The organism is Escherichia sp. MOD1-EC7003 (assembly GCF_002965065.1).
In the GTDB taxonomy this organism is placed as follows: domain Bacteria; phylum Pseudomonadota; class Gammaproteobacteria; order Enterobacterales; family Enterobacteriaceae; genus Escherichia.
In genome coordinates this window covers 1-13,260 of record NZ_PTRE01000140.1, presented here as the reverse complement: position 1 = coordinate 13,260, position 13,260 = coordinate 1, and the positions used below count along the sequence as shown (strand labels likewise).

Annotated in this window: 11 protein-coding genes and 3 pseudogenes; 6 read left to right on the top strand and 8 right to left on the bottom strand. The window is 52.3% G+C overall.

What is annotated here, in order from left to right:
• Position 1 precedes the first annotated feature (1 nt).
• Together A7090_RS20915 and A7090_RS26765 are read left to right on the top strand one after the other, a co-directional pair.
• Positions 2–223 (top strand): annotated as a pseudogene (locus A7090_RS20915) (transposase); the annotation flags it as partial.
• A 125-nt stretch (positions 224–348) separates the two neighbouring features.
• Positions 349–582, top strand: a pseudogene (locus tag A7090_RS26765) (transposase); the annotation flags it as partial.
• 101 nt (positions 583–683) lie between these two features.
• Here the strand turns inward: A7090_RS26765 and A7090_RS27385 are convergent.
• A pseudogene (locus A7090_RS27385) lies at positions 684–758 on the bottom strand (hypothetical protein); the annotation flags it as partial.
• 503 nt (positions 759–1,261) lie between these two features.
• On the opposite strand from A7090_RS27385, the gene nrdD reads away from it, so the two are divergent.
• On the top strand, positions 1,262–3,400 hold the full coding sequence (gene nrdD / locus A7090_RS20905; protein WP_105275386.1) for an anaerobic ribonucleoside-triphosphate reductase: 2,139 nt from the start codon (positions 1,262–1,264) through the stop codon (positions 3,398–3,400).
• Positions 3,401–3,557: 157 nt separating this feature from the next.
• Positions 3,558–4,022 carry an anaerobic ribonucleoside-triphosphate reductase-activating protein gene (gene nrdG / locus A7090_RS20900; protein WP_063815123.1) on the top strand — a complete coding sequence of 155 codons (465 nt, stop codon included), beginning with the start codon at positions 3,558–3,560 and terminating at the stop codon, positions 4,020–4,022.
• A gap of 54 nt (positions 4,023–4,076) precedes the next feature.
• Here nrdG and cybC read toward each other — a convergent pair whose 3' ends face one another.
• Together cybC and pmbA are read right to left on the bottom strand one after the other, a co-directional pair.
• Positions 4,077–4,463 (bottom strand): cytochrome b562, encoded by a 387-nt coding sequence (cybC, locus tag A7090_RS20895; protein ID WP_105275385.1) that lies wholly within the window; start codon positions 4,461–4,463, stop codon positions 4,077–4,079.
• Between the two features lie 181 nt (positions 4,464–4,644).
• Positions 4,645–5,997 carry a metalloprotease PmbA gene (gene pmbA, locus A7090_RS20890; protein ID WP_105275384.1) on the bottom strand — a complete coding sequence of 451 codons (1,353 nt, stop codon included), beginning with the start codon at positions 5,995–5,997 and terminating at the stop codon, positions 4,645–4,647.
• A gap of 93 nt (positions 5,998–6,090) precedes the next feature.
• On the opposite strand from pmbA, the gene yjgA reads away from it, so the two are divergent.
• Positions 6,091–6,642 (top strand): ribosome biogenesis factor YjgA, encoded by a 552-nt coding sequence (gene yjgA / locus A7090_RS20885; protein ID WP_105275383.1) that lies wholly within the window; start codon positions 6,091–6,093, stop codon positions 6,640–6,642.
• Positions 6,643–6,796: 154 nt separating this feature from the next.
• Here the strand turns inward: yjgA and mpl are convergent, their stop codons facing one another.
• A complete protein-coding gene (gene mpl / locus A7090_RS20880) occupies positions 6,797–8,170 on the bottom strand; it encodes a UDP-N-acetylmuramate:L-alanyl-gamma-D-glutamyl-meso-diaminopimelate ligase (RefSeq protein ID WP_105275382.1) in 1,374 nt (457 codons plus the stop codon).
• 175 nt (positions 8,171–8,345) lie between these two features.
• On the opposite strand from mpl, the gene fbp reads away from it, so the two are divergent.
• Positions 8,346–9,344 carry a class 1 fructose-bisphosphatase gene (gene fbp, locus A7090_RS20875; protein ID WP_000853753.1) on the top strand — a complete coding sequence of 333 codons (999 nt, stop codon included), beginning with the start codon at positions 8,346–8,348 and terminating at the stop codon, positions 9,342–9,344.
• A 32-nt stretch (positions 9,345–9,376) separates the two neighbouring features.
• Here fbp and yjfF read toward each other — a convergent pair whose 3' ends face one another.
• The 4 genes from yjfF to A7090_RS20855 all read right to left on the bottom strand — a co-directional run.
• A complete protein-coding gene (yjfF, locus tag A7090_RS20870) occupies positions 9,377–10,372 on the bottom strand; it encodes a galactofuranose ABC transporter, permease protein YjfF (protein ID WP_105275381.1) in 996 nt (331 codons plus the stop codon).
• Positions 10,359–11,381: a galactofuranose ABC transporter, ATP-binding protein YtfT gene (gene ytfT / locus A7090_RS20865; protein WP_123056975.1), complete on the bottom strand. Its 1,023-nt coding sequence runs from the start codon at positions 11,379–11,381 to the stop codon at positions 10,359–10,361. Before ytfT ends, yjfF begins: the two co-directional genes overlap by 14 nt.
• A 13-nt stretch (positions 11,382–11,394) precedes the next feature.
• A complete protein-coding gene (locus A7090_RS20860) occupies positions 11,395–12,897 on the bottom strand; it encodes a sugar ABC transporter ATP-binding protein (protein WP_105275379.1) in 1,503 nt (500 codons plus the stop codon).
• Between the two features lie 198 nt (positions 12,898–13,095).
• Positions 13,096–13,260: zinc ribbon domain-containing protein (locus tag A7090_RS20855; RefSeq protein ID WP_157941488.1), on the bottom strand; the 165-nt coding region annotated here is incomplete at its 5' end.

Sequence of the window (13,260 nt, the reverse complement as noted above, 5' to 3'; positions counted from 1 at the left end):
GATGGCTAAAGCCCGTTTCACGGATGCGCAAATTGCTGATATTTTACAGCAGTCAAAAGAGGGGGCTCCTGACAAGGTGTTATGCGAACACTATGAATTTAGTGTCAACACACTGCGACGCTGGCGTGAGCGGCACGCTGAAGGCGTAAGAAGCGAATTAAAAAAAATAGAATCCAAAGCGCAAATCGTCTTTTTGGTTTTCTTTGCTATCGCCATTATACTCACGCTTATATACTCTAAATAATTCGAGTTGCAGGAAGGCGGCAAGCGAGTGAATCCCCAGGAGCTTACATAAGTAAGTGACTGGGGTGAGCGAACGCAGTCGCAGCACATGCAACTTGAAGTATGACGAGTATATTTGGTAAACCTACAGGTGGATGGGTAATACCGCCTTTATTACTCTATTGTGTTTATTATATCCGCCTGTATCGCAGCATCTCTGCCAGACACATTAAAAAAGAAGATATCTATCTCTCTCGTTCTATAAATAAAAGTCATAGCGCCCTTTATAACTTGAGTTGGACATTTATTTGTTTTTTTATTTTTGCAGTAATCTATTTTTTTGTTCATGTCTTTTCATAGAAGACTGATCAGAAAGAAAAATTTCAGGTCAGCCTCATCACTCACTTACAGCCAGCCGTAGCGATAGCTAAAGAAGGCGGGATCGGTGCATTCTCTGTCTACTGCACGCCAGGCAACGGATTGCGCTATACCAGACGAGAAGGTAAATGGCGAATTAGCTTTAACCAACCAAATATGACATCTGCCACGGGCCTTATATCTACCGGGGCAAAGATGAAGAAGCCTCATAGCAACCATGTACCATGACATTACGGCCTTTTGAGGTTGTCTGGTGGTTACAGAGGTAATCCTTCTCCAGGCCCCGATAAAGCGAGTATGTTCGGGGCCTTTCTATTCTGTAGGTTGTTTTTGTTGCTTTTTTAAGCAGGTTAATCATTAAAAAATTTACATATCGCTGTAGCGCCCGTCATCCGTACGCTCTGCTTTTTACTTTGAGCTACATCAAAGAAAGTTCAAACATCCTTGATGCAAAGCACTATATATAGACTTTAAAATGCGACTCAACCCAATATGTTGTATTAATCGACGATAATTGCTACTACAGTTCCCCACGAAAAAGTGTGGCGTTGTGGATAAGCGGATGGCGATTGCGGAAAGCACCGGAAAACGAAACGAAAAAACCGGAAAACGCCTTTCCCAATTTCTGTGGATAACCTGTTCTTAAAAATATGGAGCGATCATGACACCGCATGTGATGAAACGAGACGGTTGCAAAGTGCCGTTTAAATCAGAGCGCATCAGAGAAGCGATTCTGCGTGCAGCTAAAGCAGCGGAAGTCGATGATGCCGATTATTGCGCTACTGTTGCCGCGGTTGTCAGTGAGCAGATGCAGGGCCGCAACCAGGTGGATATCAATGAGATCCAGACCACCGTTGAAAACCAGCTGATGTCTGGTCCATACAAACAACTGGCTCGTGCTTACATCGAGTACCGTCACGATCGCGACATTGAACGTGAAAAACGCGGCCGCCTGAATCAGGAGATCCGTGGTCTGGTCGAGCAAACCAACTCCTCGTTGCTCAACGAAAACGCCAACAAAGACAGCAAGGTAATTCCAACCCAGCGCGATCTGCTGGCGGGGATTGTTGCTAAACACTATGCACGCCAGCACCTGCTGCCGCGTGACGTGGTGCAGGCACATGAGCGTGGCGATATTCACTATCACGATCTCGATTACTCGCCGTTCTTCCCGATGTTCAACTGCATGTTGATCGACCTGAAAGGCATGCTGACCCAGGGCTTTAAGATGGGGAACGCCGAGATTGAACCGCCGAAGTCGATCTCTACGGCAACCGCTGTAACTGCGCAGATTATTGCTCAGGTCGCCAGCCATATTTATGGCGGCACCACCATTAACCGCATTGATGAAGTGCTGGCGCCGTTTGTCACCGCCAGCTACAACAAACACCATAAAACCGCTGAAGAGTGGAGCATCCCGGATGCCGAAGGCTACGCTAACTCTCGTACCATCAAAGAGTGCTACGACGCCTTCCAGTCGCTGGAGTACGAAGTAAACACCCTGCACACAGCCAACGGTCAAACGCCGTTTGTGACCTTTGGTTTTGGTCTGGGCACCAGCTGGGAGTCGCGCCTGATTCAGGAATCTATCCTGCGTAACCGTATCGCAGGCCTCGGTAAAAACCGTAAAACTGCGGTGTTCCCGAAACTGGTGTTTGCGATTCGCGATGGCCTGAACCATAAAAAAGGCGATCCGAACTACGACATTAAACAGCTGGCGCTGGAGTGCGCAAGCAAGCGCATGTATCCAGATATCCTGAACTACGATCAGGTAGTAAAAGTCACCGGGTCGTTTAAAACCCCAATGGGCTGCCGCAGCTTCCTCGGCGTGTGGGAAAATGAAAACGGCGAGCAGATCCACGATGGTCGTAACAACCTCGGTGTGATCAGCCTGAACCTGCCACGCATTGCGCTGGAAGCAAAAGGCGATGAAGCCACCTTCTGGAAACTGCTGGATGAACGTCTGGTGCTTGCACGTAAGGCGCTGATGACCCGTATCGCTCGTCTGGAAGGCGTTAAAGCGCGCGTGGCCCCGATCCTCTATATGGAAGGTGCTTGTGGCGTACGTCTGAATGCTGACGATGATGTTTCTGAAATCTTCAAAAACGGTCGTGCGTCTATTTCGCTGGGTTATATCGGCATTCACGAAACCATTAACGCGCTGTTCGGCGGCGAGCATGTGTATGACAACGAGCAGCTTCGCGCGAAAGGTATCGCCATTGTTGAACGTCTGCGTCAGGCGGTGGACCAGTGGAAAGAAGAAACGGGTTATGGTTTCAGCCTTTACAGTACGCCGAGTGAAAATCTGTGCGACCGCTTCTGCCGTCTCGATACCGCTGAGTTTGGCGTGGTGCCGGGCGTGACCGATAAAGGTTACTACACCAACAGTTTCCACCTGGATGTGGAGAAGAAGGTGAATCCGTACGACAAGATCGACTTTGAAGCGCCTTACCCGCCGCTGGCGAACGGTGGTTTCATTTGCTACGGCGAGTATCCAAACATTCAGCACAACCTGAAGGCGCTGGAAGATGTCTGGGATTACAGCTATCAGCATGTACCGTATTACGGCACCAATACGCCGATTGATGAGTGCTACGAATGTGGTTTTACCGGCGAGTTTGAGTGCACCAGCAAAGGCTTCACCTGCCCGAAATGTGGTAACCATGACGCCTCCCGTGTGTCGGTGACTCGTCGCGTGTGCGGATATTTAGGTAGCCCGGATGCACGTCCGTTTAACGCCGGTAAGCAGGAAGAAGTTAAGCGCCGCGTTAAACATTTGGGAAATGGGCAGATCGGTTGATCTCCACTCTGCGTTAAGCAAATGCCGGATGCGGCGTAAACGCCTTATCCGGCCTACATTTGGCAACGGCTGTAGGCCTGATAAGACGCGACAGCGTCGCATCAGGCGTTGATTACCGGATGCAGCCTACACGCGGATTGATAAGCCAGGTGAAATAATGAACTTTCATCAGTACTATCCTGTCGACATCGTCAACGGCCCCGGCACTCGCTGCACCCTGTTTGTCTCCGGGTGTGTTCATGAATGCCCCGGTTGCTATAACAAAAGCACCTGGCGGGTAAATTCCGGTCAGCCATTTACTAAAGCAATGGAAGACCAGATCATTAACGATCTGAACGACACCCGCATCAAACGCCAGGGCATTTCCCTCTCCGGCGGCGATCCGCTGCATCCGCAAAACGTGCCGGATATTCTGAAACTGGTACAACGCATTCGCGCCGAGTGCCCTGGTAAAGACATCTGGATGTGGACGGGCTATAAACTCGATGAACTCAACGCTGCACAAATGCAGGTTGTTGATTTGATTAACGTGCTGGTCGATGGCAAATTTGTGCAGGATTTAAAAGACCCTTCCTTGATCTGGCGCGGCAGCAGCAACCAGGTGGTGCATCATTTGCGGTGATTTACGAAGGGAAAGAAAGCGTTGGGCGGTAACATTCCACCGCCCAATAAGGAATTAACGATACTTCTTGTGATAGGCGTTACGGGTCGTTTTCAGTTGCTCTGCGGCAGCCTGCGCTTCTTTTACTTTACCTTCATTAGCCAGCTTCAGCGCGTCGTCAATCTGACCGACCAAGATATCGAAACCGTGACGAAAGTCTTTCATCTCCGGGCTGTCCGGCGATTTGCCTTCGAGCTTCGGCGGCGTTGCTTTTTGCGCATCCAGCGCCGCTGCGCGCATTTTGGTCAACGCGTCTTTAACTTGCGCCGCGTTATCGGCTTTTTCGACCACTTTTAACGTGTCGTTGAGGGTTTCCATATTGTCTTCAAGATCGGCGGCAAACGATGCCGAACTGAATACCAACGAGGAGACTGCAAGAATAGCTAACAGGTTTTTACGCATTGCTCACTTCCTTTTTTATTGACACTTCATCCTTCACACTGCCTCATCGACGGCTACGTGCATTCGCCCGAGTCACGTACTACGAGTACGCTCCCCGGCTCTCATGCACTTTCCGTCTCGATGCAGTGCGAATGATTTTGTGTAATTTTTTAGTTTATAGCGCGGCAGGTCGCGCCAGTTTTTACTGCCCGGCGATTTTCATCTCCGGCAACAGCACAGAACCACACTGTATATTACTGCGTATTTCAATATCGTTACCGACGGTGACAATATTGCGCCACATATCTTTTAAATTACCTGCGATGGTGATTTCGCTAACCGGATACTGAATTTCGCCATTCTCTACCCAGAAGCCCGCTGCACCACGGGAATAGTCACCGGTAATCGCGCTCACGCCCTGGCCCATCAGCTCCGTCACCACCAGCCCAGTCCCCATCTCTTTGAGCATTTGTTCGAAGCTTAGCCCCTGCCCGGCAATACGCCAGTTGTGAATACCGCCCGCATGTCCGGTGCTTTTCAGCCCCAGTTTCCGCGCCGAGTAGCTGGTCAGCAGCCACTGAGTCAGGATGCCATCTTTAATAATATCGCGACGCTCGGTGCGTACACCTTCGCTGTCGAATGGCGTAGAGGCCAGCCCTTTCAGCAGATGTGGGTGCTCTTCAATGGTCAGCCAGTCCGGCAGAATTTGTTTACCCAGCGAATCCAGCAGGAAGGTGGATTTTCGATAAACCGCTCCACCCGCTATCGCCCCAACCAGATGCCCAAAAAGCCCGGTTGCCACTTCATTGGCAAAAATTACCGGCGCTTTCATGGTGGAGAGTTTACGCGGTGACAGGCGCGATAAAGTACGGCGGGCACAGTCAGCCCCAACCCACTCTGGCGTTTGCAGATCACTCATCGCACGGCCAATGGTGTAGGCGTAATCACGCTCCATATCGCCATTTTCCTCGGCAATTACACAGCTGGAGAGCGAATGACGCGTAGAACAATAGCCCTGCAACATGCCGTGGCTATTGCCAAAAACTTTTACGCCGTAGTGGCTGTTAAAGCTGCCGCCTTCGGTATTGGTAATACGTTTGTCCACCTGTAATGCCGCCTGCTCTGCGCGAGCCGCCAGTTCAATGGCTTCATCCGGGGAAACTTCCGCAGGGTGGAACAAGTCGAGATCCGGTGCGTTAAAGGCCAGCAACTCTTTGTCTGCCACGCCGGCACAGGGATCTGGCGAAGTGTAACGGGCAATATCCAGCGCCGCCTGTACGGTGCGGGCAATGGCCTGCGGGCTTAAATCGGTGGATGATGCGCTACCTTTGCGGTTCTGGTGATAAACAGTGATCCCCAGCGCGCCATCACTATTGAATTCAACATTCTCCACTTCACCATAACGCGTGCTTACGCTAATGCCGGTGGTCTTGCTGACGGCAACTTCCGCACCGTCCGATTTGCCTGAGGCCAACTCCAGCGCAGTAGAAACTGCTTCTTCCAGAATCTTGCGCTGCGCTTCAACTTGAGAGATTACTTTCATTGCAAGTGCCATAATGTAGAGAGTTTCTCTGAAGTCTAACAGAGAACCGTTTTTCAGTGCGCATCTTAACTGGTAACATTAGCCTCTTTTTTTAAGGAGCCTGAGATGACTAAGCAGCCCGAAGACTGGCTCGACGACGTTCCCGGTGATGACATCGAAGACGAAGACGATGAAATTATCTGGGTCAGTAAAAGTGAAATTAAACGTGATGCCGAGGAGCTAAAACGCCTTGGCGCAGAAATTGTTGATCTGGGGAAAAACGCGCTGGATAAGATCCCGTTAGATGCGGATCTGCGTGCGGCTATTGAGCTGGCCCAGCGTATTAAGATGGAAGGTCGCCGCCGCCAGTTGCAGCTCATCGGTAAGATGCTGCGCCAGCGCGACGTAGAACCGATCCGTCAGGCGCTGGATAAGCTGAAAAACCGCCACAACCAGCAGGTGGTGCTGTTCCATAAACTGGAAAATCTGCGCGATCGTTTGATCGATCACGGGGATGATGCCATCGCTGAAGTATTGAATCTGTGGCCCGATGCCGATCGTCAGCAACTGCGTACTCTGATCCGCAACGCGAAGAAAGAGAAAGAAGGGAATAAGCCGCCGAAATCCGCGCGTCAGATTTTTCAGTACTTGCGCGAGTTAGCGGAGAACGAAGAGTAATTTTCGTTGTAGATGTGGCGGTGGATCGCCAGGCCTGATAAGACGCGTCAAGCGTCGCATCAGGCACTATGCTCAAATGCCGGATGCGGCGTAAACGCCTTATCCGGCCTACAAAAGCGCATTGTCCCTGTAGACCTGATAAAACGTGTCAGGATTACTGCGCAGCTTCCGCTTTCTTCGCCAGCCCATCCAGCAGTTTCTGATGGATCCCACCAAAACCGCCGTTGCTCATCACCAGAATATGGTCGCCAGGCTGAGCGGTTTTCACCACCATATCTGCCAGCGTATCAACATCTCCACTCCAGTGTGCAGGCTGAACGCAGGCTTCTGCCACTTCTGCGACCTGCCACGGAATATGCACTGGTTGCAGCAGGAAGACTTCATCGGCACGACCTAATGATGGTGCCAGATCGTCTTTGCAGATCCCCATTTTCATGGTGTTCGAGCGCGGTTCCAGCACGGCAATAATACGCGCCGTACCGCCAACTTTGCCACGCAGCGCCGCCAGCGTTGCCAGAATCGCCGTTGGGTGATGAGCAAAATCGTCATACACCGTCACGCCATTCGCTTCACCACGCAACTCCAGACGGCGACGAGCGTTAATAAACGAACCCAGCGCATTAGCGGCATCTGCCGGCGCTACACCAACATGGCGCGCCGCCGCAATCGCCATCAGGCCGTTGTGCATATTATGTTCGCCTACCAGCGACCATTTCACTTCGCCCACTTTTTCGCCATCCAGCAAGACTTCCCATTCGGAAGCGTCTGTGGTCAGCTTTTTCGCCTGCCAGTGACCTTGCTCGCCCACCAGCTCCTGCTCGCTCCAGCAGCCCATCGCCATGGTCTGTTTCAGATTAATGTCGTTTTCCGGCCAGATAATACGGCCCTGCCCCGGAACGATACGCACCAGATGGTGGAACTGTTTCTGGATCGCTTTCAGGTCGTCAAAGATATCAGCGTGATCGAACTCAAGGTTGTTGAGGATCAGCGTACGCGGGCAGTAATGGACAAATTTAGAACGTTTGTCGAAGAAGGCGCAGTCATACTCGTCCGCTTCAATAACAAAGAAGTCGCTTTCGCCCAGACGCGCCGAAACCTCAAAGTTCCCCGGCACACCGCCGATCACAAATCCCGGTTTGTAACCGCACTGTTCCAGAATCCAGGTCGCCATTCCCGCGGTGGTGGTTTTACCGTGTGTACCGGCAACGGCCAGCACCCAGCGGTCGCGCAGCACAAAATCGTGCAGCCACTGTGGGCCAGACATATAAGGGATGTTTTTTTCCAGTACCGCTTCCACACACGGATTTCCACGGGTCATGGCGTTGCCAATAATCACCAGATCCGGCTGCGGATCGAGCTGGCTGGCATCGTAACCCTGAATCAGTTCAATGCCTTGCTTCTCAAGTAAGGTGCTCATCGGCGGATACACATTGGCGTCCGAACCCGTTACTTCATGGCCTAACTGGCGCGCCAGCATCGCCAGACCGCCCATAAACGTGCCACAAATTCCTAAAATATGAATGCGCATACGTCACTATCCTTTTTTAATCTGCCGCTCATTTTACGCATATGTCGGGCAAGTGAGAAACGCATTTCAGGATAATCCGTAATTTGCTGGCGCGATTCACCTGAGCGCAACATTGAGATTATTTGTTAAGATTGTTGCGGTCGCTTTACTCCATAAACATTGCAGGGAAAGTTTTATGAAAACGTTAGGTGAATTTATTGTCGAAAAGCAGCACGAGTTTTCTCATGCTACCGGTGAACTCACTGCTTTGCTGTCGGCAATAAAACTGGGCGCCAAGATTATCCATCGCGATATCAACAAAGCAGGACTGGTTGATATCCTGGGTGCCAGCGGTGCTGAGAACGTGCAGGGCGAGGTTCAACAGAAACTCGACTTGTTCGCTAATGAAAAACTGAAAGCCGCACTGAAAGCACGCGATATCGTTGCGGGCATTGCTTCTGAAGAAGAAGATGAGATTGTCGTCTTTGAAGGCTGTGAACACGCAAAATACGTTGTGCTGATGGACCCACTGGATGGCTCGTCCAACATCGATGTTAACGTCTCTGTCGGTACCATTTTCTCCATCTACCGCCGCGTCACGCCTGTTGGCACGCCGGTAACGGAAGAAGATTTCCTCCAGCCGGGTAACAAACAGGTTGCCGCTGGTTACGTGGTATACGGCTCCTCTACCATGCTGGTTTACACCACCGGATGCGGCGTTCACGCCTTTACTTACGATCCTTCGCTGGGCGTTTTCTGCCTGTGCCAGGAGCGGATGCGCTTCCCGGAGAAAGGAAAAACCTACTCCATCAACGAAGGGAACTACATTAAGTTTCCGAACGGGGTGAAGAAGTACATTAAATTCTGCCAGGAAGAAGATAAGTCCACCAATCGCCCGTATACCTCACGTTATATCGGCTCGCTGGTCGCGGATTTCCACCGTAACCTGCTGAAAGGCGGTATTTATCTCTACCCAAGCACCGCCAGCCACCCGGACGGTAAACTACGTTTGCTGTATGAGTGCAACCCGATGGCGTTCCTGGCGGAACAAGCGGGCGGTAAAGCGAGCGATGGCAAAGAGCGTATTCTGGATATCATCCCGGAAACTCTGCACCAGCGCCGTTCGTTCTTCGTCGGCAATGACCATATGGTTGAAGATGTCGAACGCTTTATCCGAGAGTTCCCGGACGCGTAATCTCCTGCGCCTCTCCACACGGAGAGGCGTTTTTATCGCTGCGCAATGTTGACTCTTGTCACTGGCGAATTCTGACGATTCTCCCACAGCACCGTTAACCCACGCTGTAAGGCAATAAAAATGAATAACAAAATACCGATGGCGATTTTCGTCCACCATGAGCTCAGTGTGCCATCAAAGTTTATGTAAGTCTGAATCAGTCCCTGAATCGCCACACCAAATAGCGTTCCCAGCACCGTTCCTACCCCACCACTTAACAACGTACCGCCAATCACCACTGAGGCGATAGCGTCCAGTTCCACACCTACGCCCGCCAGCGCATATCCGGCCTGGGTATAAATTGAGAAGACAATCCCCGCCAGCGTTGCCAGTCCGGTAGAGAGCATATAAATGCGAATTGTGGTGCGGCGAGTGGAAATCCCCATCAGGCTCGCCGACGTTGCGTTGCCGCCAATGGCGTATACCTGATTACCAAAACGGGTGCGATGCGCGAGGAAAATCCCGATAACCACTACCGCCAGCATCAGCAGTCCCAGCGCACTTAAGCGACCACCGCCGGGGATTTTCCACGCCAGGCTGGAGAGCGTATCGTAAACAGGATGGTTAATCGGGATCGACTCTTCCGAAACGAGATAGCTGACGCCGCGCAAAAAGAACATTCCTGCCAAGGTAATGATAAACGCCGGGATCTTCAGAGCGTCGATCAAAAGCCCCATAAATGAGCCGAAAGCACAGCCCATCGCCAGCACCAGCGGAAACGCCAGCAGCGGCGAGAGACCGAAATCGCCAATCACTTTTGCCAGAAATACGCCGGTAAAGGCGATCACCGAACCAACGGAGAGATCGATCCCACCGGAGAGGATCACAAAGGTCATGCCGACAGCGATGATCCCAAGAAAAGCGTTATCGGTCAGGATATTGCAAATCACTCTTGTGGAAGCAAAACCGGGAAACTGCGTCAGGCAGTAGAGATATCCCAACACAAAGACGCCGATGGTGATCATCAGTGGCAGGTTACGTTTTATCACGGCTACGCACTCCTTTAATCAGACTGATAAAGCGTTGCGACTGAACAATCAGCACGCAAAGCACCACCACTGCTTTCACCACCTGATTCATCTCCGGTGGAAAGCCAGAAAGTAAAATTCCGGTGTTCATTCCCTGAATAATCAGTGCCCCCACCACTGAGAGCAGCAGGTTAAAGCGCCCGCCCATCAGCGAGCCACCGCCAATCACCACCGCGAGAATGGCATCCAGCTCCAGCCATAATCCGGCGTTGTTGGCATCGGCACCGCGAATATCTGCCGCCACGATAATGCCCGCAATTGCCGCACATAGCCCGCTCAACACGTAGGTGAGCATGACGATGATTCGTGTGTTAACTCCGGCATTTTTTGCCGCCCGAATGTTGATACCAACAGCTTCTATAAACATCCCCAGCGCCGTTTTGCGGGTCAACAGCCAGAAGAAGAGAAGCGTCAGCACCGCGATAATGACCAGCGTTGGTAGGAACAGCAGCGATCCGCTGCCAAACCATGAGAGATCCGGCGAGTTAAACGTGACGATCTGCCCGGAGGTGATCAGTTGCGCCACACCGCGCCCGGCAACCATCAGGATCAGGGTGGCGACAAAAGGCTGAATTTTAAGGATCGCCACCAGTATACCGTTCCACAATCCCGCCAGGATGCCGGTGCCCAGGGCGCTTAACAATACAATTGGCAGGCTAGATCCTGCGACCGTCATGGCAGCCGTTGTGGCTCCGGCGATAGCCATCACTGCCCCCACAGAGAGGTCAATCCCACCTGTGGCGATAACCAGCGTCATACCGATAGCCAACAACGCAACGGGTGCAGCACGATTGAGAATATCGATGGGACTACCGAAAAAACGACCATCCTGGAGCACCACCTGCCAGAAATGCGGGGCTACCAGGCTATCGACCAGCAGCACCAGCAATAGCGCCGCCAGCTGCGGCATTCCCGTTGGCCAGCGAAAGCGCCTTTTCGACGGCGTAGTGTCCGGGAGAGATTGAGGCATCACACTGTTCTCCTTACGCGGCAATGGCGTTCATGATCGCCGGAACGGAAAGCTCTGACAGCGGGATCTCTGCCACCTGTTTGCGATCGCGCATGATGATCACCCGATCGGCATAACCCACCAGTTCTTCCAGTTCGGAGGAGATCACCAGCAGCGCCAGACCGTCGGCGCACAGCGTTTCTATGAGTCGGATGATCTCGGCGTGGGCACCAACGTCAATGCCACGGGTTGGCTCGTCGAGGATCAGAAATTGCGGACGAATCAGCAGCCAGCGAGAAAGCAATACTTTTTGCTGATTGCCGCCGGAAAGAAATTCAATCGGCTGTTCAGTGGAAGGAGTGCGAATGCCCAGCTGGTGGATAAAGCGTTCGGCAATCTCTTGCTGTTCTTTGCGAGAAATCGGTCGTAGCCAGCCGCGCTGGGCCTGGAGAGCGAGGATGATATTTTCCCGCACCGAGGCGGCAGCGATGATGCCATCGGTTTTCCTGTCTTCCGGGCAAAAGCCGATACCCAGTACCGAAGCCTGATGTGGCGAGCGCAGGGTTTGCGGTTTGCCTTTGAACAACGCCGTGCCGCTGTCCGCGGGTTTGATACCGAAGATCACTTCGGCGGTTTCGGTACGTCCGGACCCCAGCAAGCCTGCCAGACCGACGATCTCGCCAGGGCGCACTTCGAGATCAAACGGTGCGATCGTTCCTTTTTTGCCGTAATTTTTGAACGCGGCAACGGGTTTGTCGCTCAACAATGTTCGCCCGGCACGCTGTAGCGCATGGGGGTCCAGTTCGCGCCCCAGCATCATTTTTACCAGTTCGACCTGCGGTAGCTCGCGGGTTTCCCGACAGCCTACGAAACTGCCGTTGCGTAAGACGGTGATCCGATCGCTGATCTGATAGACCTGATCGAGAAAGTGAGTAACGAAGATCAGGCTGACGCCGCGATCGCGCAACTGGCGCATCAGGCTAAACAGTAACTCTACTTCCTGAGTGTCGAGGCTGGCGGTGGGTTCATCGAGGATCAGCACTTTGGCTGAGAGATCGATGGCCCGACAAATGGCGACGATTTGCTGCATCGCAACTGAAAAACGGTTGAGTGGTTCACGCACGTCGAGAGAGAAACCGTAAGATGCCATCAGTTCGGTGGCGCGCTTTTCCATCTCTTTACGGCGTAGAAGGCCGAAACGTTTGAGTTCGCGACCTATGAATAGATTATCAGCGACCGACATATTGGGTAGCAGGTTGACTTCCTGATAGACAGTGCCGATACCTGGCAGTTGTGCGTAGGCGGTGTTTTTCGCTGAGATAGCCTGGCCTTCCAGCCAGATGGTGCCACGATCGGCATGGTAAACGCCGGTTAATACTTTGATTAACGTCGATTTTCCCGCCCCGTTTTCACCGAGCAGCGCCATGATTTCGCCACGGCGCAGGCTGAAATCAACATTGTCTAACGCTTTGACGCCGGGGAAAAATTTACTTAATCCTTCGGTGCGGAGGATTTCCTGGTGTTGGTTAGTATTCATCGTTTCCCCCGGTGTAAAACGTGCGTCCAGTAGACCAGATAAGACGCGCCAGTGTCGCATCAGGCATCAACACACAAGTGCCGGATGCGGCGTGAACGCCTTATCTGGCCTACACAAATCGGCATCAGGTACTCAATACCCCATATTTTTCTTCTTCTGTGACTGCTCCCCGCCGTAAACGGCGAGGCTTCCCACTTCTTAGGCTGCAACTGGCATAGAGCCAGACTTACGCAAGCCTCGATGGGCTTTGACGACAAGTCCTGCCGCCATTAATTCTGTTATGCCTTTGTGCTGTATGTTGAGCGCCGCGTTTATATCGCGGTCATGTTCAGCATTACAGCCGGGGCATTTCCATTCGCGCCC